Annotated in this window: 21 protein-coding genes; 8 read left to right on the forward strand and 13 right to left on the reverse strand. The window is 70.7% G+C overall.

The features are described 5' to 3' along the window. Window positions 1-35: 35 nt before the first annotated feature. Both J7357_RS10240 and J7357_RS10245 read right to left on the reverse strand, forming a co-directional pair. On the reverse strand, window positions 36-947 hold the full coding sequence (locus tag J7357_RS10240; protein WP_209246176.1) for a DMT family transporter: 912 nt from the start codon (window positions 945-947) through the stop codon (window positions 36-38). Then, window positions 944-1,735, reverse strand: a complete 792-nt coding sequence (locus tag J7357_RS10245) for a PhzF family phenazine biosynthesis protein (protein ID WP_209246178.1) — start codon at window positions 1,733-1,735, stop codon at window positions 944-946. The genes J7357_RS10240 and J7357_RS10245 overlap by 4 nt, the downstream gene beginning before the upstream one ends. Before the next feature lie 106 nt (window positions 1,736-1,841). On the opposite strand from J7357_RS10245, the gene J7357_RS10250 reads away from it, so the two are divergent. Further along, the gene (locus J7357_RS10250; protein WP_209246180.1) at window positions 1,842-3,251 is read left to right on the forward strand and encodes a PLP-dependent aminotransferase family protein; all 1,410 of its coding nucleotides are present in this window, start codon (window positions 1,842-1,844) and stop codon (window positions 3,249-3,251) included. 225 nt (window positions 3,252-3,476) lie between these two features. Here J7357_RS10250 and J7357_RS21505 read toward each other — a convergent pair whose 3' ends face one another. From J7357_RS21505 to J7357_RS10270, 5 genes are all read right to left on the reverse strand, one after another. Beyond that, window positions 3,477-3,605: a hypothetical protein gene (locus tag J7357_RS21505; RefSeq protein ID WP_017916620.1), complete on the reverse strand. Its 129-nt coding sequence runs from the start codon at window positions 3,603-3,605 to the stop codon at window positions 3,477-3,479. A gap of 278 nt (window positions 3,606-3,883) precedes the next feature. Further along, window positions 3,884-4,714 (reverse strand): S-formylglutathione hydrolase, encoded by an 831-nt coding sequence (gene fghA, locus J7357_RS10255; RefSeq protein WP_209246182.1) that lies wholly within the window; start codon window positions 4,712-4,714, stop codon window positions 3,884-3,886. A 91-nt stretch (window positions 4,715-4,805) separates the two neighbouring features. Beyond that, window positions 4,806-5,378 carry an S-(hydroxymethyl)glutathione synthase gene (gene gfa / locus J7357_RS10260; RefSeq protein WP_026143453.1) on the reverse strand — a complete coding sequence of 191 codons (573 nt, stop codon included), beginning with the start codon at window positions 5,376-5,378 and terminating at the stop codon, window positions 4,806-4,808. Window positions 5,379-5,448: 70 nt separating this feature from the next. Further along, entirely contained in the window at window positions 5,449-6,558 is a 1,110-nt protein-coding gene (locus J7357_RS10265; protein WP_209030783.1) for an S-(hydroxymethyl)glutathione dehydrogenase/class III alcohol dehydrogenase, read from the reverse strand. A 40-nt stretch (window positions 6,559-6,598) separates the two neighbouring features. Then, window positions 6,599-6,874 carry a metal/formaldehyde-sensitive transcriptional repressor gene (locus tag J7357_RS10270; protein WP_019799440.1) on the reverse strand — a complete coding sequence of 92 codons (276 nt, stop codon included), beginning with the start codon at window positions 6,872-6,874 and terminating at the stop codon, window positions 6,599-6,601. A gap of 308 nt (window positions 6,875-7,182) precedes the next feature. On the opposite strand from J7357_RS10270, the gene J7357_RS10275 reads away from it, so the two are divergent. After that, on the forward strand, window positions 7,183-7,899 hold the full coding sequence (locus tag J7357_RS10275) for a response regulator transcription factor (RefSeq protein ID WP_029562335.1): 717 nt from the start codon (window positions 7,183-7,185) through the stop codon (window positions 7,897-7,899). Further along, on the forward strand, window positions 7,896-9,404 hold the full coding sequence (locus tag J7357_RS10280) for an ATP-binding protein (protein WP_209246184.1): 1,509 nt from the start codon (window positions 7,896-7,898) through the stop codon (window positions 9,402-9,404). The genes J7357_RS10275 and J7357_RS10280 overlap by 4 nt, the downstream gene beginning before the upstream one ends. 37 nt (window positions 9,405-9,441) lie before the next feature. Here J7357_RS10280 and J7357_RS10285 read toward each other — a convergent pair whose 3' ends face one another. The 5 genes from J7357_RS10285 to J7357_RS10305 all read right to left on the reverse strand — a co-directional run bounded on the left by J7357_RS10285 (window position 9,442) and on the right by J7357_RS10305 (window position 12,852). Then, the gene (locus J7357_RS10285; protein ID WP_209246186.1) at window positions 9,442-9,828 is read right to left on the reverse strand and encodes a YbjQ family protein; all 387 of its coding nucleotides are present in this window, start codon (window positions 9,826-9,828) and stop codon (window positions 9,442-9,444) included. A gap of 74 nt (window positions 9,829-9,902) precedes the next feature. Beyond that, entirely contained in the window at window positions 9,903-10,292 is a 390-nt protein-coding gene (locus tag J7357_RS10290) for a hypothetical protein (RefSeq protein ID WP_244667418.1), read from the reverse strand. Between the two features lie 34 nt (window positions 10,293-10,326). Further along, entirely contained in the window at window positions 10,327-10,908 is a 582-nt protein-coding gene (locus J7357_RS10295; protein WP_209246188.1) for a hypothetical protein, read from the reverse strand. Window positions 10,909-11,128: 220 nt separating this feature from the next. Further along, window positions 11,129-11,461: a hypothetical protein gene (locus J7357_RS10300; RefSeq protein ID WP_209246190.1), complete on the reverse strand. Its 333-nt coding sequence runs from the start codon at window positions 11,459-11,461 to the stop codon at window positions 11,129-11,131. A gap of 26 nt (window positions 11,462-11,487) precedes the next feature. Then, a complete protein-coding gene (locus J7357_RS10305) occupies window positions 11,488-12,852 on the reverse strand; it encodes a glutamate--cysteine ligase (protein WP_209246192.1) in 1,365 nt (454 codons plus the stop codon). A gap of 220 nt (window positions 12,853-13,072) precedes the next feature. Between J7357_RS10305 and J7357_RS10310 the strand changes: the two genes are divergently transcribed. From J7357_RS10310 to J7357_RS10325, 4 genes are all read left to right on the forward strand, one after another. Further along, window positions 13,073-13,768 (forward strand): VIT family protein, encoded by a 696-nt coding sequence (locus J7357_RS10310; protein WP_209246194.1) that lies wholly within the window; start codon window positions 13,073-13,075, stop codon window positions 13,766-13,768. Between the two features lie 146 nt (window positions 13,769-13,914). After that, a complete protein-coding gene (locus J7357_RS10315; protein WP_209246196.1) occupies window positions 13,915-14,337 on the forward strand; it encodes a VOC family protein in 423 nt (140 codons plus the stop codon). A 182-nt stretch (window positions 14,338-14,519) separates the two neighbouring features. Then, window positions 14,520-15,350: a helix-turn-helix domain-containing protein gene (locus J7357_RS10320; RefSeq protein WP_209246198.1), complete on the forward strand. Its 831-nt coding sequence runs from the start codon at window positions 14,520-14,522 to the stop codon at window positions 15,348-15,350. Window positions 15,351-15,457: 107 nt separating this feature from the next. Beyond that, entirely contained in the window at window positions 15,458-16,450 is a 993-nt protein-coding gene (locus tag J7357_RS10325) for an MBL fold metallo-hydrolase (protein WP_209246200.1), read from the forward strand. Between the two features lie 300 nt (window positions 16,451-16,750). Here J7357_RS10325 and yihA read toward each other — a convergent pair whose 3' ends face one another. Continuing rightward, entirely contained in the window at window positions 16,751-17,374 is a 624-nt protein-coding gene (gene yihA / locus J7357_RS10330; protein WP_209246202.1) for a ribosome biogenesis GTP-binding protein YihA/YsxC, read from the reverse strand. A 129-nt stretch (window positions 17,375-17,503) separates the two neighbouring features. On the opposite strand from yihA, the gene J7357_RS10335 reads away from it, so the two are divergent. Continuing rightward, window positions 17,504-18,325, forward strand: coding sequence for a c-type cytochrome (locus J7357_RS10335; protein WP_209246204.1), 822 nt, complete (start codon window positions 17,504-17,506; stop codon window positions 18,323-18,325). Window positions 18,326-18,387 lie beyond the last annotated feature (62 nt).

Below are 18,387 nucleotides of genomic sequence, written 5' to 3' on the forward strand. Positions count from 1 at the left end.
CGGTGGCCGACGCGCCCACGCGGAGCCGCGTCGCGCTACGACGCGGCCAGCGCGCGGCGCGGCCAGGACCAACGCAGATTGACCGCCAGCGTGCCCAGCACGATCAGCGCCAGGCCCAGCCACTGCACCGGCACCAGCCGGTGGCCGTACAGCAGGTAGTCCAGCAGCAGCGTCACCAGCGGGTAGACGAAGGCCACCACCGCGATCGCCGCCACGTGCAGGTGCCGGTAGGCGCTGTAGAACAGCACGTACACCACCCCGCTGTGGATCACCCCCAGGCCGACCAGCCAGAACCAGTGCCGCCCGGGATGCAGCGCGGCGCTGCTGGAGAAGCCGGCCAGCATCGCCGCCCCGACCCAGCACTGCACCGTCACCACCGCCAGCGGCCGCTCGCGGCTGATCCGCCGCGACATCAGCAACGACGCGCCGCACAGCAGCGCACCCAGCAGAGTCAACGCGATCCCGCCCAGGTAGCCGCGATCGGCGCTGGACCACAGCCGCAGCGGATCGGCCGAACAGGCCACGCCGACGAAGGCCAGCAGGGTCCAGCCCAGGTCGGCACGGCGGCTGCGCTCGCCCTGCAGCAACGCCGCCAGGATCAGCATGACGAACGGGAACACGTGGTAGACCATGGTCGCCACTCCGATCGACGAGCGCGCCATGCCGGCGAACAGCGCCACCCAGTTGAGCACCAGCAGCACGCCGCTGAGCGCGGCGTCGCGCAGCAGCGCGCGCTCGCGCCACAGGCCGCGCAACTGCCCGCCGAGCAGGCCGCACACGGTCAGGAACAGCGCGCCGAACAGGCAGCGGTAGAACACCGCGGTCACCGGATCCTGGCCGCTCTCGTGCACGAACACGCCGACCGAGCCGATCAGCACCTCGGCCAGCAACAACTGCCACAGTGCCCGCCGTGACGCGCCCGCAGGCGCTGCGTGCACCGCGCTCATAACGCGATCGTCCCGTGCAGGTACTGCACCGCCGCGCCACGCACCTGCACGTGGTCCGGCAGCACCCGGCAGTCCAGTTCGCCGCCGCGCGCCGAGGCCTGCCACGCACGCAGGTCGCACTTGCCCAGGCGCTGCGCCCACAGCGGCGCCAGCGCGGCGTGGATCGAGCCGGTCACCGGATCCTCGGCGCCGCCGTTGGCCGGCCAGAAATAACGCGAGACGAAATCGTGCTCGCGGCCGGGCGCGGTGACCGCGACATCGCGCGGTGCCAGCGCCAGCATCCGCGCCAGGTCCGGCACCACCGCGCGCACCTGGGCTTCGTCCGCGTACACGGCGATGTAGGCCTGGTCGTTGCGGTACGCCGCCTGCGGCACGATCGACAACGCCTGCGCGAGCGCCTGCGGCACCGTCGCCAACGCGGTCGGCGCCTGGTTCGGAAAGCGCAGGACGAAGCGCCCGTCGGCCTCGCGGTCCACCCCCAGTTCGCCGACCGCCGCGGCGCGAAACCGCAACGGCAGCGGCGCCAGGCCCTGGGTGGCGACGACGAAGGCGCTGGCCAGGGTGGCATGGCCGCAGAACCCCACTTCGCGCAGCGGCGAGAACCAGCGGATCGCGAACGCGCCGTCGGCCTCGCGCACGAAGAACGCGGTCTCCGACAGATTGTTCTCGCTGGCGATGGCCTGCATCAGCGCGTCCGGCAACCAGGCCTGCAGCGGTACCACCGCGGCCGGGTTGCCGCGGAACCGCACCGTGGTGAAGGCATCGACGATGAACAGCGGCAGTTGCACGCGCGGCCTCGGGAATGGGGAAGGACGCGGCCAGTGTGCGCCGGGGTGGGCGACCAGCACAGAGTCAGATACGCTGCAAATCGACCGATACAGATGAGGCCGCCGCATGCGCCTGTACGAAGCCCTCGCCAGCCAGCTGCGCGAACAGATCGCGCAGGGCACGCTGCGTGCCGGCGAGCGCCTGCCGTCGATCCGGCAACTGGCCGCCGGCCACGGCATCAGCGCCGCCACCGCGGTGCAGGCCTGCCTGCAACTGGAACGCGAAGGCCGGGTGCAGGCGCGGCCGCGCTCGGGCTACTTCGTCCGTGCCGCCGCGACACCGCAGCCGGCCGCTGCCGGCCCATCGCGGCGGCGCGCGCCGGGCACGGTCGCCAATCCGGCGCTGCAGGGCGTGCTGGACATGCTCGCGCGCTCTGACCTGGTGCCGCTGCACACCGCCACGCCGGCGGCGGCGCTGCTGCCCGGCGCGCACCTGGCCAGCGCACTGGCGCGGCAGTTGCGCCGCCAGCGCAGCGCTGCGCTCGACTACGCGCCGCCGCAGGGCCATGCCGCGCTGCGCCGGCAGATCGCGCAGCGTTACGCGCACTGCGCCACCGCCGTGGCCGCCGACGAGGTGGTGGTGACCGCCGGCGCGATGGAGGCGATCAGCCTGGCCCTGCGCACGCTCACCGCGCCCGGCGACGTGGTGCTGGTCGAGACCCCGACCTACCACGGCATCCTGCAGGCGGTGGCGGCGCTGCGGCTGAAGGTGCTGGAAGTGCCCAACCGTCCGGGCCAGGGCATCGACGCCGCACGCCTGGACGCGCTGCTGCAGCGCACGCCGGCGCGCGCCGCGGTGCTGGTGCCGAACTTCAACAACCCGCTCGGCAGCCTCACTCCGGATGCGGCCAAGCGCGCTCTGCTGGACAGCTGCGCGCGCCACGGCACGGTAGTGATCGAGGACGACATCTACGGCGAACTCGATTGGTCGGGGCAGCGCCCACGGCCGCTGCGCCATTTCGACACCCACGGCAACGTGATCACCTGCGGCGCCTTCTCCAAGGTGCTGGCGCCGGGCCTGCGCGTGGGCTGGCTGCTCGGCGGCGCCTGGACCGACGCGCTGGTGCGCGCCAAGTATTTCTCCACCATCGGCGGCGCCAGCCTGCCGCAACTGGCCCTGGCCGACTACCTGCAGCGGCACGACCTGGAACGGCACCTGCGCAAGCTGCGCCGCACCCTGGCCGACAACGGCCAGCGCCTGCGCGAGGCAGTGCTGCGGCACTGGCCGGCCGGCACCCGCATCGGCGACCCGGCCGGCGGCCTGTCGCTGTGGCTGCAACTGGCCGACGCCGGCAGCGGCCAGGCCTTGTTCGAGGCTGCCCTCGCCGCCGGCATCGGCACCTCGCCCGGGCACCTGTTCTCCAGCCGCGGCGACTACGCCGACCACCTGCGGCTGAGCTGCGGCCAACCGTGGAGCGAGATGCTGGAACACGCAATGCGGCGGCTGGGCACGCTGGCGGCGCGGCTGCCGCGCTGAACGCGACGCCCGGCGCCATGCCGCTGCCCCGATGCGAAACGCGTACTGCCAGCGTTTGCCTGACAGTCCATCGCACCATGCTGTCCTACCGACACCGCGGGGCGATGCAGCGGATTGCAGGCGAGCGCTTGCCGATCCAGGCAATGCCGCCGCGGTACGGCGCGACCGCGTCAGCGCGTCCCGCAACGGCGTCGATGCGATCGCCGGCAGCCGGGACTGGCTGCGCTAGCGCGTGGCCGCGCCGATCGCCAACGCCACGCAGGCACCGAACACGGTGCAGGCCAGCATCGCCACCGCGCTGAGCGGGCTGCGCCAGCGCTGCCAGGGGAGCAGCAAGGTGCGACGGCAGGACATGGCGCGGCTCCGATCCAGTGACGTGGGCATGGCGAACACTGCGGAATCTAGCCAGCGCCCGTCTCAGCAGGCGCGAACGCGATCGCACAACCGCACGCCGGGTGCCGCCGCCCCCACGTTTGTTTACGAGACCGGCCACACCGCCACCGTGATGGTCACGGCGCTGTCATGTGCACGGCCGGTGCGTGCCGCATGCATCACGTGCCTGCGGCGCCCCGGCCGCGGTGTGCGGCGCCCTGCCCGGCGGTCCGCGTCGCGCGGCTGCCGGCGGAGCGCGCTCAGTCCTGCAGCGCGCGTGCGTGGAAGGCGATGTGCTCGCCGATGAAGCTGCCGATGAAGTAGTAGCTGTGGTCGTAGCCGGGCTGCACGCGCAGGGTCAGCGGATAGCCGGCGGCCTCGGCGGCGGCCTGCAGCAGCTGCGGGCGCAACTGCTTGTCCAGGAACTCGTCGCCACCGCCCTGGTCGACCAGCAGCGGCAGGCGCTCGCTGGCGCTGCCGATCAGCACGCTGGCGTCGTACGCCTGCCACTGCGCGCGGTCCTCGCCCAGGTAGGCGGTGAAGGCCTTCTCGCCCCACGGCACCTGCGTGGGCGCCACGATCGGCGAGAACGCCGACACGCTGCGGTAGCGGCCGGGATTCTTCAGCGCGATCACCAGGGCGCCGTGGCCGCCCATCGAATGCCCGCTGATCGCGCGCCGGCCGTTGTGCGGGAACTGCGCCTCGATCAGCGCCGGCAGTTCCTGCACCACGTAGTCGTACATGCGGTAGTGCGCGGCCCACGGCGCCTGGGTGGCGTTGACGTAGAAGCCGGCGCCCTTGCCCAGGTCGTAGCCCTCGGCATCGGCGACGTTCTCCCCGCGCGGGCTGGTGTCGGGCGCGACCAGGATCACGCCGTGCTCGGCCGCATAGCGCTGCGCGCCGGCCTTGGTGATGAAGTTCTGTTCGGTGCAGGTGAGGCCGCTGAGCCAGTACAGCACCGGCAGCTTGCTGTGCTCGGCCTGCGGCGGCAGGTACACGGCGACCTGCATGCTGCAGCCGAGTACGGCCGAATCGTGGCGATAGACGTCCTGCCAGCCGCCGCAGCAGGCGTGGTGTTCGATGCGTTCCATGGGCAGTTCCGGGAAGAGGGCCTGCGACCGCGCGCGGCCGCAGGCGGAGATGCCGCGACGCGTCGACCGGCGACGCGCGCGGCAGCGGACGTCAGTGCAGCACGCCGTTCTTGCGCGCCACGTGGGTGGAGATCGCATCCATCAACGGCGGCGACAGGCAGTCGTACGGTTCCAGCTTCAGTTCGCGCAGGCGGTTGCGCACCCCGTCCATCGCCTCCGGACGCGTGCCGCTCTCGATGATCGAGGACACGAACGCCGCGAAGCCCGGCGCCGACCAGCCCTGCTGCGGCGACAGTTCCGTGTGCACGAAATCCAGGCCGTAGAACGGATGCTCGGTGTTCTCGATGCGGCCGTACATATGCACGCCGCAGCCGGTGCAGGCGTGACGGCGGATGGTCGCGCTCTCGTCCACCACCTTGAGCTTCTCCTCGTGCGCGGTCACCTTGACCTTGTCGCGCGCCACCACCGCCACCACCGAGAAGGTCGCGCCCTTCGGCTTCCAGCACTTGGTACAGCCGCACGCATGGTTGTGCGCGGTCTGCGCCCCCACTTCCACCACCACCTTGTCGCTGGCGCAGTGGCATTCCAGGGTACCGCCCTGGAAATGCTCCGCGCCGGCACGCACGCCGGCATCCACCGACGGATGAATCGTCACAGTACTCATCTTGCCCCCTCCCGGGTTCGTTGCGTCACTGCAATGCGCGGAAACGGCCGCGCGCCGGACTGACCTGCGGTCAGAAGTGGATGACGGTGCGGATCGACTTGCCCTCGTGCATCAGGTGGAAGGCTTCGTTGATCTCGTCCAGCGGCAGGGTGTGGGTGATGAACGGATCGAGATCGATCTCGCCGTGCATCGCCTGTTCCACCATGCCCGGCAACTGGGTACGGCCCTTGACCCCGCCGAAGGCGCTACCGCGCCAGACCCGGCCGGTGACCAGCTGAAACGGGCGCGTGCTGATTTCCTGGCCGGCGCCGGCCACGCCGATGATGACGCTCTCGCCCCAGCCCTTGTGGCAGCACTCCAGCGCCGAGCGCATCACGTGCACGTTGCCGATGCATTCGAAGCTGAAGTCCACGCCGCCATCGGTCAGCTCGACGATGACTTCCTGGATCGGCTTGCTGTAATCCTTGGGGTTGATGCAGTCGGTGGCGCCCATGCTGCGCGCCAGTTCGAACTTGCCCGGATTGGTGTCGATGGCCAGGATGCGGCCGGCCTTGGCCTGCACCGCGCCCTGGATCACCGCCAGGCCGATGCCGCCCAGGCCGAACACCGCCACGGTGTCGCCTTCCTTCACCTTGGCCGTGTTGTGCACCGCACCGATGCCGGTGGTGACGCCGCAGCCGAGCAGGCACACCTTCTCCAGCGGCGCCTCGGGATTGACCACGGCCAGCGAGATCTCCGGCACCACCGTGTACTCGCTGAAGGTGCTGCAGCCCATGTAGTGGTAGATCGGCTGGCCGTTGTAGGAGAAGCGGGTGGTGCCGTCGGGCATCAGGCCCTTGCCCTGGGTGGCGCGCACCGCCTGGCACAGATTGGTCTTGCCGGACAGGCAGAACTTGCACTTGCGGCACTCGGCCGTGTACAGCGGGATCACGTGGTCGCCGACCTTGACGCTGGTCACGCCCTCGCCCACCGCCTCGACGATGCCGCCGCCCTCGTGGCCGAGCACCGCCGGGAAGATGCCTTCCGGGTCGTCGCCGGACAGCGTGAACGCGTCGGTATGGCACACGCCGGTGTGGGTGATGCGCACCAGCACCTCGCCCTGGCGCGGCGGTTCGACATCGATCTCCACGATCTGCAGCGGCTGGCCGGCTTCGAAGGCAACGGCGGCTCGGGATTTCATGCGCTTTCTCCTGGCTGAGGAAATGGGTGTGGGGTGCGGATCACTTGAGATAGGAGCGGACCAGCATGCCCATCTCGCGCACGCGCGCGGCGCGCTGCGCGTCGGAGCTCGCGGGATGGCCGAATTCTTCGCGGACGTGGGCTTCCATCACCTCCGACATCAGGCCGTTGACCGCACCGCGGATGGCGGCGATCTGCTGCAGCACGGCAGCGCACTCCGTCCCCTCTTCCAGCGCGCGTTCCAGCGCCTCGGTCTGGCCGCGCAGGCGGCGGATGCGGGCGAGGACGCGCTTCTTCTCGTGCGGGGTGTGCGGCATGCGGTGAGGCCCAAGAACTATACTGGGGGATAGTATGCCGACCGCCGGCAAAAGAAAACGGCCGCGCATCCCGCACCCCCGGCCCAACCTGTGACAGACGCCCCGCCGGCGCAGGTGCCGGCGCATGGCAACGCGTGTCGGCACAGGACACGCGACGGCCATGATCCCGCTGCCGGCGCTGCCTATGATGGCCATGCGTTCACGCGCGTGCCCCGGATGCGGTGGCCACGTCCCTGAGCGCCCCCAGTTCCAGGCAGCCGCGGCCACGTCTAGACTGGGCGACTCCCGTGTGGCGGCCCTTCAAGATCGTGGACATGAAATCCTTCATTCTGGTCGTCGACGACGATCCGGATCTGCGCCGACTCATCAGCGAGTTCCTGAGCGACCATGGCTACCAGGTGGACACCGCCGAGACAGTGGCGGACATGCGCCTGCGGATGGCCGAGCGCCAGCCGGACCTGGTGATCCTGGACGTGATGATGCCCGGCGAGGACGGCCTCAGCGCCGCCCGCCAGCTCGCCAGCGAGCGCGGCGCGCCAGCGGTGATCATGCTCAGCGCGCTGGGCAGCGACACCGACCGCATCATCGGCCTGGAGGTCGGCGCCGACGACTACCTGGCCAAGCCGTGCAATCCGCGCGAACTGCTGGCGCGGGTGCGCGCGCTGCTGCGGCGCAGCCAGGCCACGACGCTGCCGCCGGAAGCGCGCGGCAACGTCTACGAGTTCGCCGGCTGGCGGCTGGACGTGATCCGCCGCGACCTGCGCGATCCCACCGGCATCTTCATCAACCTCTCCGACGGCGAGTTCGCGCTGCTGCGCACCTTCGTCGAGCATCCGCAGCGCGTGCTCAGCCGCGACCAGTTGCTCGACTACGCGCGCGGCCGCGACACCGAGGTCTACGACCGCGCCATCGACAGCCAGATCAGCCGCTTGCGCCGCAAGATCAACGAACGCGTGCAGACCGAACTGATCCGCACCGTGCGCAACGAGGGCTACATGCTGTTGCCGAGCGTCGCCCGCCTGTGAGTGCGTCCACGCGCGCCCGCCGCGGCGTGCCGATCTTCGCCCGCGCCTTCCTGCTGCTGGTGGTGGCGCTGCTCACCGCGCAACTGATCGGCATCGCCCTGGTGCTGCGCACGCCGGTCTACGAGATGCCGGTGCATCCGCCGGAGGTGATCGCCCTGCTCAGCACGCGCATGCCGGCCGGGACCCAGACCCTGAAGGTGCAGGACACCGCGCATGCACCGCTGCCGGCGCGCGACCAGGTGCGCGACCGCAATGCCGAACGGGTGATGGCGCACTGGCTGGACGTGGCGCCGGACCAGGTGCGTTTCTACCGCAACAGCGACGGCCGCCTCGAGCGCCTGCGCCTGCGCCTGGGCGAACACCCGCCGCCGCCGCCGCATGCCGTCGCCGCCGACGACGATGCGTCCTTGCACGGGGCGATGCCGCCGCCGCACGGGCAGGAACCGCCGCCGATGGAGCCACCGCCCGGCCCGGGCGAGCCACCGCGCGATGGCGCCTTCGGCGGGGCCATGCATGCATCGGGCTGGCGCGAGCGCGGCTTCGCCCCGGCGGTGCCGCTGCTGGATGGCTTCACCGCCGCACTGCGCCAGCCCGACGGGCGCTGGCGCAGCGTGATGTCGCCGCCGCGGCGGTTCTCCAACGAATTCAAGACCAAGGTGGTCATGCTGTTCCTGGCCGGCATGCTGGCGATGCTGCCGCTGGCCTGGTGGTTCTCGCGGGCGCTGTCAGCGCCGATCCGGCGCTTCGCCGAGGCGGCCGACCAGCTCGGCCGCAATCCCGACGCGCAACCGCTGCGGCGCAGCGGCCCCAGCGAGATCGTGCAGGCGGCCGATTCGTTCAACGCCATGCAGGCGCGCCTGAACCGGCTGATCAACGAGCGCACGCACATGGTCGCGGCGATCGCCCACGACCTGCGCACGCCGCTGGCACGGCTGGCGTTCCGCCTGGAGACCCTGCAGTCGCCGCTGCGCGAGAAGACCATGGCCGACATCGACGAGATGAAGGCGATGATCTCCGCGGCGCTGGACTTCATCCACAACGACAGCCGCCGCGGCAAGCGCTCGCCGCTGGATTTCCGCCTGCTGGTGGAAAGCGTGGTCGACGACGCCAGCGACACCGGCGCCGACGTGGTCCTGCTGCTCGGCGACGCCATCACCCTCGACGGCGACCCGCTGTCGCTGCGGCGCATGGTGATGAACCTGGTGGAGAACGCGCTGAAGTACGGCAAGCGCGCACGCCTGCAGCTGCGCCACGAGGCCGGCGAGTGCGTGCTGTGGATCGACGACGATGGCCCCGGCATCGATCCAGCGCAGCGCGAAAAACTGTTCCTGCCGTTCTTCCGCGGCGAGAACTCGCGCAACCGCGATACCGGCGGCATCGGCCTGGGCCTGTCGGTGGCGCACAGCATCGTGCTGGCGCACGGCGGCCAGATCGCCCTGGACAACCGCCCCGAGGGCGGCCTGCGGGTCAGCGTGCGGCTGCCCTGCCACGCGGTCGGCGGCTGAGCCGTCCCCGCGGCCGGAGCGCCGCACGCCGACCGGCTCAGTGCGGGTTGGGCTCGACGATCACGGCCGTGCCGTAGCACAGCACCTCGGTCAGGCCGGCCATCAGCTCGGTGGCGTCGTAGCGCACCGCGACGATGGCGTTGCCGCCCATCTGCCGCGCGTGCTGCAGCATGTCGCGGTAGGTTTCCAGGCGCGCCTGCTCGCACAGTTGGGTGTAGATGGTGATATTGCCGCCGAAGATGGTCTGCAGCCCGCCCAGGAAGTTGCCGACGATGGAACGCGAGCGCACGGTGATGCCGCGCACGATGCCCAGATTGCGCACGATGCGGTAGCCGGGAAGCTCCAGCGCGGTGGTCACCATCGTATCGTTGAGCGGCGAGGCCGCCATCGCGCGTGGCGGCGAGGAATTGTACGGATCGGTCATGGATGCCCCCTGTGGCGCCGGTCCGTGGCTCCGCGGACCGCGGACCCGGCGCGTAAGCGCCGAGGCCGGCAGTGTTAGCACCGCAGGAAGAACGACGCAATCGCCAGGACCAGGCCGCCGATCCACAGCAGCAGCATCGCCCCGACCCCGGCCAGGACGACCGCGACGCGTCGCCAGCGGCGCAGGCCGCGCGCGCGCCGTACCACGTGCACGCACAACCCGGCGCCCAGCACCCCACCGGTGACGATCACCGCCCATCCGAGCAGATCGACGAGCGGATCCTTCGGGCCAAAGTCAGCTGGGCATTGGCTGGTCGCATGCGCGGATGCCATGCAGCCGAGCAACACGCTCAGAACGCCGGCCCTGCCGCCACGGTGGCGCCCGACGCCGCTGCCCGCCTTCATGCAGGTCGCGGACTCGGCACGCACGCGACGAAGCGTGGGCAATACGAAGGGGCTCGACATGCAACGCGGCTTCGCGGAACGCGCAAAATGCCGTTCAACGGATCGGCGGCACCGGGTTGCCGGCACCTGTCGCGGAGGGTCGCCGAAACTCGGCCGTCACGGATCGCGACAGCAAGCGCGCGATGATCCAGCCATGCAAGGCGACGAAGCCCGCCGCAAAGACCACGCCGATCGCCGCCATGGCCCACAGCATCGGCCGCATGTCCGGCGCGCCCTGCATCTGCGCAACAGCGAGCTGCTTCTGCATGAACGCGATCATCTGCACCTGCACGACTGCGCCGCCCAGGTTCCATGCGATCACCAGCGACATGGCCGCGATGAAACACCACCGCGCCCAATTCAACCGCCGCAGAAGCCCGATGGAACTCGCCAGGGTCCACGCCGAAAACAGCGCAGTTCCAAGAAACAACCAACGAAAGTTCGAAAAAATGAAGGCGATCGTCGGCGGCATTCCTGGCGGAAACCTGTGCACCGCATCGGCGAACTGCACGTGATCGAACATGGCGAACACAACGAAGACCTGCATGATGCCGATCACCGTGCCGAAACCGGAGAGTGCGATGAAGATCGAGGCCAGGATGGTGACAAAGTTGGACCGCGGTGGTGCCTGATGCATACGTCCCCCTGAAGACGAGTCGACAATAGTGCCGCCTGGCCGCTCCCCGCGCCATCGCCTGCAGCCACATCCGATCGCCGAACGCTCTAGCCGCGTCGCGCCATGCGCATGCGGCGATCACCGCGCTGGTACAGCCAGCGCGCCGGCAGGACGCCGCAACAGGCAAAACGGCACTCAGCGGCACGGTCAGGTGGCGTCGCCCGCGGCGACGCGCACCGCCTCAACGTCGCTGCGCCAGCGCCGCGGCATGACGCCCCAACAACAGCGGCAGTGCGGTCGTCCGCCAGAACACCAGGCTGACGTACCCCGAGGACATGCCGCCATGGCTGAGGCGCGGCACGAACACCGACTCGACAGAGGCGTCGTGCAGTGCCGTGCCGACCAGGCGCGCGAAGGTGTCGGTCAGCAGCGCCTCGCACTGCGCGGACGTCGCCGGCAGCGGCACGCCGGCCAGGGTCGACGCCATCTCCTCCCACAGATACGGATCGCCACGGCCGCCCCATGTGGGCGGCTCGTCCTGGAACAGGCCCGCGATGTCCTCGATTGCGGTCACCGTCGTGCCTGCGCGCGGCGCGACGCTCAGTACGCGAACTCGCGGAACACGTGATCGATGTCGCCCTGCCACGCGCCGTGGTACAGCGCCAGCTTGCGCTCGGCCGCGGTCTCGCCGGCGTGCAGGATTTCCACCAGCGGTTCGAGGAAGCGCGATTCGTCCTGGCCGTCGCGGTTCAGGCGCGCACGGCGGCGCAGGCCGTCCAGGGCGATCTTCACCGCCTCTGCGGCCAGGTCCTGCACGGTGCCGTTGCGGAACGGCAGCTTCAGCGCCTGCTTCGGCACGCCGTCGCGCAGCGCGTGGCGTTCGACCAGGGTGAAGTCCTTGACCAGGTCCCAAGCCGCATCCAGTGCGGCATCGTCGTACAGCAGGCCGACCCAGAACGCCGACAGCGCGCACAGCCGGCCCCACGGGCCGGCGTCGGCGCCGCGCATTTCCAGGTACTTCTTCAGGCGCACTTCCGGGAACGCGGTGGTCATGTGGTCGGACCAGTCGCGCAAGGTCGGCAACGCGCCCGGCAAGGCCGGCAGCCTGCCCTGCAGGAAGTCGCGGAAGCTCTGTCCGCTGGCGTCCACGTAGGTGCCGTCGCGGTAGGAGAAGTACATCGGCACGTCGAGCAGATAGTCGACGTAGCGCTCGTAGCCGAAGCCGTCCTCGAACACGAAGTCGAGCATGCCGGTGCGGTCGGCGTCGGTATCGGTCCAGATGTGCGAGCGGTAGCTGAGGTAGCCGTTGGGCGTGCCGTCGGCGAACGGCGAATCGGCGAACAGCGCGGTGGCGATCGGCTGCAGCGCCAGCGACACGCGGAACTTCTTGATCATGTCCGCTTCGCTGGCGTAGTCCAGGTTGACCTGCACCGTGCAGGTGCGGGTCATCATGTCCAGGCCGAGCGAACCGACCTTGGGCATGTAGTGTTTCATGATCTGGTAGCGGCCCTTGGGCATCCACGGCATCTCGTCGCGGCGCCACTTCGGCTGGAACCCCATGCCGAGGAAGCCCAGGCCCAGTTCGTCGGCGACCTGCTTGACCTCGTTGAGGTGGCTGCCCACTTCCACGCAGGTATCGTGGATGGTCGGCAGCGGCGCGCCGGACAGTTCCAACTGGCCGGCCGGCTCCAGCGTCACCGAGGCGCCGTCGCGCAGCAGGGCGATGGTGTGCCCGGCTTCACGCACCGGCTCCCAGCCGAAGCGGGTCAGGCCCAGCAACAGGGCCTCGATGCCGCGCTCGCCGTCGAAGGTCGGCGGCCGCAGGTCGTCCAGGCGGAACCCGAACTTCTCGTGCTCGGTGCCGATGCGCCACTGCGCTTCGGGCTTCTCTCCGGAGGCGAGCACCTGCACCAGTTCGGCGCGGTCGGTGATCGGCGTCTCGGCAACGTGGCTGGGGCTCGACAAGGGCAGGACTCGCACGGCGGGTGAGGCGATGTGGGGGCCGGGCCCGGCCATCGCAAGGCCCGCACTATAGCCTGCCGGGGGTGAGGCCCATATCGCTACCGGCGGCACTGCAGCATTCCACGGCCGCGCCGCCGCGGCGTCGAGAGTGAGACGCAGCAAGCGCCCGCGGCGCCGGCTTCGGTAGGCTGCGGACTCCCTCACCGCCCGCGGCAGGCAACGCATGCGCCCGACCCACTCCGAACGCCATCGCACCGACCGCGCCGGCTGGCTGCGCGCGGCCGTGCTCGGCGCCAACGACGGCATCCTGTCGGTAGCCGGCCTGGTGGTCGGCGTCGCCAGCAGCGGCGCGTCGGCGGCCACGGTGTTGACCACCGGCATTGCCGGCCTGGTCGCCGGCGCGATGTCGATGGCCGCCGGCGAATACGTGTCTGTGCAATCGCAGGCCGACACCGAGCGCGCCGACCTGGCGCTGGAGCGGCGCGAACTGCACGAGGATCCGCAGAGCGAACTGGAGGAACTGACCGCGATCTATCGCCAGCGCGGGCTCGATCCCGGCCTTGCCCGCCAGGTCGCCGAGCAGTTGACCGCGCACGATGCGCTGGGCGCGCACGCGCGCGACGAACTCGGCATCACCGAGAGCCTGCGTGCGCGTCCGCTGCAGGCGGCCGCCGCGTCGGCCGCGGCGTTCTGCAGCGGCGCGGCGCTGCCGATCGTGGCCGCCTGGCTGGCGCCGGACGGCCGGCAACTGTGGGTGACCGGCGCGGCCACCCTGGTCGGCCTGTCGCTGACCGGCGCGCTGGCCGCGCGCGCCGGCGGCGCCTCGGGCCTGCGCGGCGCGGTGCGCGTGGTGTTCTGGGGCGCGGCGGCGATGCTCGCCAGCGGCGCGATCGGCCATGTGTTCGGCGTGCATGTCTGAGCAGTCGCGCCGCGCGCTGCGGTAGCATCGCCGGCATGGCCGACACCGGTTCCCCCGAAATGCGAGGCAACCGCACGCCCATCGCTCAAAACGGAACCTGACCTGGAGGACTGAAAATTAACGCTGGCACCTTCGTCGTCGACCACATGGGATTTTCCGTGTCATCGCTGGAGCAGGCGATCGCATTCTGGACGGAGGCCATGGGCTTCGAACTCGTGCGCACAGGCGAAATGGGCGGCGATTTCCTGCGCGAGGTGACGGGCGTCGACGATCCTCGTTGCCGCATGGCGCTGGTGGTCTCGCCTGCCGGCTTTCCCATCGAACTGCTGGAATACTCGACAGCCCGCACATTGGGCAAGACACCCACAAGCGCTGGCGCGATCGGCGCAGCCCATCTTGCCGTCACCGTGACGGATCTCGACGTGGCCGTCGCCAGGATCCAGGCGCAGGGATGGCACTTGAAAGGATCTCCGCGGCCGATCGAGGCAGGGCCACGCGCGGGAACCGTCGTTGCCTACGTCAGCGGGCCCGACGGGATCACCATCGAGGTCATGCAACCTCCCAGGTAAGCGTGGCTGACAAAACGACTGCGCAGTCGCCAGACCGCGGGGAACCGGCCTGTGGCGCGCCGAGACCGGCAGTTTGCGGGGCCGGCACCAGCGCAGTCGTGGTGGTCCGGCCGGCTGCGACGTAGCAGCTTGGCGCTTTGCTCTGAGCGCGCGCCGCGCTGCGCTGCGCTAGCATCACGGCCATGGCCGACACCACCTCTCCCGACGCCCTGTTGCTCGCGCGCCTGTCCAGCCTGGCCGACTGTACCCAGGCCGAGGGCTACGCCTGCATCAGCGCCCGCCGCGAACACGGCGCGCGCTCGGTGGAGATCCCGCGGCCGCAGCTGGCGATCCTGCTGCAGGGCCGCAAGCAGGTGCGCACCGCCACGCAGACGCTGGACTTCGTGCCGGGCGATCTGTTCCTGGTGACCCGGCGCTGCCGCATCGATGTGGTTAACATCCCGGATCCGCACAGCGGCCTGTACCTGAGCGTGCTGGTGCCGCTGTGCGAGGAAGCGCTGAGCGCCGCCCGCGTGCTGTGGAACGAGCCGCTGCCCGCCGCCGGCGCGGAACTGGCGCGCCTGCGTGCCGAGACGTTCGGCAGCACCCTGCTGCAATGGCGGCAGGCGCTGCAGGACGGCCGCTACACAGAGGCGCGGCTGGCGCTGGCAACGCTGGTGGTGGCGCTGTGCCGGCAAGGTCACGGCGGCCTGCTGCTGCCGCCGGCGCCGAGCGTGGCGGCGCAGGTGCGCGAGCTGATCGCCGCACAGCCACAACGCGACTGGCGTTCGCGCGACATCGAAGACCACCTGGGACTGAGTGGTGCGACCCTGCGCCGGCACCTGGCCGGCGAAGGCACCTCCTTGCGCGAGCTGCTCGCCGATGCGCGCCTGGCGCATGCGATGCAGCTGCTGTACACCACGCGCTGGCCGCTGAAGACGGTCGCCGCGCACGCCGGCTACCGCTCGGTGCGCAGCTTCAGCCAACGCTTCCAGCAACGCTACGGCCTGGATCCGGCCAGCATCGGCAATTGAGCCGCGGCGGCATTGAGCGCCGCGCGCAGCGGAATGAGCGAATCGCGCCGGGGCACCGGCGCAGCATGCCGGTACCGCGGCACCTGCCGCATTGCCAGGAAATCCCCATGTCCGTGTTCCCGTTGCGCGCGCTGTGCGCGCTGGCCCTGACCACCAGCGCGGCGCTGACACTGCCGCCCATCGCCCATGCCGCCGCGCCGGAGAGCGCCGTTGCGCAGGTGCCAGGCGTCTATCGCCAGGCGGTCGGCCGCTTGCGCATCACTGCCCTGTTCGACGGCACGGTGGCACTGCCGCGCGCGCAACTGGCGAACATCCCGCCAGAGGCGATCGCACGCCTGCTCGACCACCGCTACGTGCCGGAGAACGACAAGGGCCTGCAGACCGCGGTCAACGCCTACCTGATCCAGGACGGGACGCACCTGACCCTGGTCGATACCGGCACCGCGACCTGTTTCGGCCCCGGGCTCGGCCAGGTGTTGGCCAATCTGCGCGCCGCCGGCTACGCACCCGAGCAGGTCGACGACGTGCTGCTGACCCACGCCCATCCCGATCACCTGTGCGGCCTGCTTGATGCGCAGGGCCAGCCCGCCTATCCCAAGGCGACGGTGTGGCTGAGCGCTGCCGACGCTGCGTACTGGCTGGATCCGGCCAGCGAGGCCGGCGCGCCGCAGATGCTGCGCTTCGCCTTCCCCCTGGCGCGCGCGGCGGTGGCGCCGTACCAGGCCGCGCAGCGGCTGCGCCGTTTCCGCCCCGGCGATGCGTTGCCGGGCGGCGCGGTGGCGCTGGACACCCACGGGCACACGCCCGGGCATGTGTCGTACCGCTTCGACGGTGGTGCGGGGCAGCAATTGCTGGTGTGGGGCGATCTGGTGCACTACCACGCGGTGCAGTTCGCGCAACCGCAGGCCTCGTACGAGGCCGACAGCGACCGCGCCGCAGCGATCGCCGCGCGCAAGCGCATGCTGGCGCAGGCCGCGGACCACGGCTGGTGGGTGGCCGGCGCGCACCTGCCGTTCCCGGGCCTGGGCCACGTGCGCCGCGAGGGCGAGGCCTTCGCATGGGTGCCGGCGGAGTTTTCGCCGTTGCCGGCGGCGCCTTAGCCCGTACCCTCATCCGGCCCTGCGGGCCACCTTCTCCCAATGGGAGAAGGAACAGCTGCTAGCCCCTCTCCCCTCGGGAGAGGGGTTGGGGTGAGGGTCCGGCGCGAAAGCGTCTCGCAAAGTTCGGCCGCACGAGGCTTCGCCCGTACCCTCATCCGGCCCTGCGGGCCACCTTCTCCCAATGGGAGAAGGAACGGCTGCTAGCCCCTCTCCCCTCGGGAGAGGGGTTGGGGTGAGGGTCCGGCGCGAAAGCGTCTCGCAGCATTCAAGCGCAAGAGGCCGAATCCAGCGCCACCCTACTCACTCCGCGGCAGTCGGCTCCGTGTCCAACCCCAGCCAGCCACCGACGATGCCACGCAACTCGTCCACGCCCTGGCGGCTCTCGCCAGAGAAAGCCTGCACGCTGACGGTGTCGCCGAACGCGCTGGCCAGCTCCTTGCGTACCTGCTGCAGCACCTGCGCCTGCTGGCCGCGGCCGAGCTTGTCGGCCTTGGTCAGCAGCGCATGCGCCGGCAGTCCGCGCTGCACCGCGTAACCGAGCATCTGCCGGTCGTAGTCCTTGAGCGGATGGCGGATGTCCATCACCACGACCAGCCCGCGCAGGGCCTCGCGCGTGCGGAAATAGGTGTCGATGAACTTCTGCCAGTGCGCCTGCAGTTCCTGCGGCACCTTGGCGTAGCCGTAGCCGGGCAGGTCCACCAGGTAGCGCTCGGGCTGGACCTGGAAGAACACCAGTTGCTGCGTGCGGCCGGGCGTCTTGGACACGCGGGCCAGGGCGTTCTGCCGGGTCAGCGCGTTCAGCGCGCTGGACTTGCCGGCGTTGGAGCGGCCGGCGAAGGCCACCTCCCAGCCGCCGTCGTCCGGCAACTGACGGGCATTGTGGGCGGACAGCAGATAGTGGGCACGTTCGAGGATCAGCGACATCCGCCTAGGATCGCACGTCCGCGGCCCCGGGCGGGCTTCGTTGACCGCCGGGCCGCGGCATGCCGATAATCGCGCGAGTGCGGTCGCCGGCCCGGCAGCCGCGGGGTCGGGTCATACGGAGCTTCAGCAATGCGCCACGCTCGCGTTCTTGCCTTTGCCGGTCTAGCGGTTTCCGTCGCCGCCGCGGTCGCGTTCGCGCAGACCTCGGTGGTTCCCATTCCAGACCACGCTCCGGTGCGCACCACGCCGCTGGAGAGCGACGTCGGCAAGGCCGCCTGGGGCGACCCCAAGGCCGGCCAGGCCAAGGCCGCGGCCTGCGCCGCCTGCCACGGTGCGGACGGCAATCCCGCCATCGCCATGTATCCGCGCATCGCCGGCCAGATGGAGCGCTACAGCGCGCGGCAGATGGCGCTGATCGCGCACGGCGAGCGCACCAGCGGCGCGGTCGCGGCGATGGTGCCGTTCGTGCAGCCGTTGAGCACGCAGGACATGCGCGACATCGGCGCCTACTTCGCCACGCAGAAGGCCGGCGCCGGCATCGCCGACGATGCGGTGATCGCCGACGGCCCGTACGCCGGCATGAAGTTCTACGAGGTCGGCCAGCAGCTGTATCGCGGCGGCGATGCGACCCGCGGCATCCCCGCATGCATGGCCTGCCACGGCCCGGCCGGCGCCGGCAACCCTGGCCCCGCCTACCCGCACCTGGGCGGCCAGCACGCCGACTACGTGGCGCGGCGCCTGCAGGAATACCAGGCTGGCACCACCCAGGAACGCGATCCGACGATGTTCAAGATCATGGCGCAGGTGGCCAAGCCGCTGACCGACCAGGAGATCAAGGCGCTGGGCAGCTACCTGCAGGGCCTGCACGACCGCGCCGACGACGCGGCCGCGGCGCAGGCCGCACCGGCCGCGGCAACGCCACAGCAGCCGCCGCCCGCGCAACAATCCTGACCGCGCGCCGCCGCGGCGGCGCCGGCCCGTTTCCCCTTCGCGCCGGTCCCGACGACCGGCGT

The organism is Xanthomonas sp. D-109 (assembly GCF_017746095.1).
GTDB classification, from domain to species: Bacteria; Pseudomonadota; Gammaproteobacteria; order Xanthomonadales; family Xanthomonadaceae; genus Xanthomonas_A; species Xanthomonas_A sacchari.

What these genes read in the sequence shown, in the direction of transcription:
- J7357_RS10240 (WP_209246176.1), bottom strand. Translation starts at nt 947, where the DNA reads ATGAGCGCGGTGCACGCAGCGCCTGCGGGCGCGTCACGGCGGGCACTG.
- J7357_RS10250 (WP_209246180.1), top strand. Translation starts at nt 1,842, where the DNA reads ATGCGCCTGTACGAAGCCCTCGCCAGCCAGCTGCGCGAACAGATCGCG.
- J7357_RS10310 (WP_209246194.1), top strand. Translation starts at nt 13,073, where the DNA reads ATGCGCCCGACCCACTCCGAACGCCATCGCACCGACCGCGCCGGCTGG.
- J7357_RS10290 (WP_244667418.1), bottom strand. Translation starts at nt 10,292, where the DNA reads ATGTCGAGCCCCTTCGTATTGCCCACGCTTCGTCGCGTGCGTGCCGAG.
- yihA (WP_209246202.1), bottom strand. Translation starts at nt 17,374, where the DNA reads ATGTCGCTGATCCTCGAACGTGCCCACTATCTGCTGTCCGCCCACAAT.
- J7357_RS10295 (WP_209246188.1), bottom strand. Translation starts at nt 10,908, where the DNA reads ATGCATCAGGCACCACCGCGGTCCAACTTTGTCACCATCCTGGCCTCG.
- J7357_RS10335 (WP_209246204.1), top strand. Translation starts at nt 17,504, where the DNA reads ATGCGCCACGCTCGCGTTCTTGCCTTTGCCGGTCTAGCGGTTTCCGTC.
- J7357_RS10315 (WP_209246196.1), top strand. Translation starts at nt 13,915, where the DNA reads ATGGGATTTTCCGTGTCATCGCTGGAGCAGGCGATCGCATTCTGGACG.
- J7357_RS10265 (WP_209030783.1), bottom strand. Translation starts at nt 6,558, where the DNA reads ATGAAATCCCGAGCCGCCGTTGCCTTCGAAGCCGGCCAGCCGCTGCAG.
- gfa (WP_026143453.1), bottom strand. Translation starts at nt 5,378, where the DNA reads ATGAGTACTGTGACGATTCATCCGTCGGTGGATGCCGGCGTGCGTGCC.
- J7357_RS21505 (WP_017916620.1), bottom strand. Translation starts at nt 3,605, where the DNA reads ATGTCCTGCCGTCGCACCTTGCTGCTCCCCTGGCAGCGCTGGCGCAGC.
- fghA (WP_209246182.1), bottom strand. Translation starts at nt 4,714, where the DNA reads ATGGAACGCATCGAACACCACGCCTGCTGCGGCGGCTGGCAGGACGTC.
- J7357_RS10325 (WP_209246200.1), top strand. Translation starts at nt 15,458, where the DNA reads ATGTCCGTGTTCCCGTTGCGCGCGCTGTGCGCGCTGGCCCTGACCACC.
- J7357_RS10285 (WP_209246186.1), bottom strand. Translation starts at nt 9,828, where the DNA reads ATGACCGATCCGTACAATTCCTCGCCGCCACGCGCGATGGCGGCCTCG.
- J7357_RS10320 (WP_209246198.1), top strand. Translation starts at nt 14,520, where the DNA reads ATGGCCGACACCACCTCTCCCGACGCCCTGTTGCTCGCGCGCCTGTCC.
- J7357_RS10270 (WP_019799440.1), bottom strand. Translation starts at nt 6,874, where the DNA reads ATGCCGCACACCCCGCACGAGAAGAAGCGCGTCCTCGCCCGCATCCGC.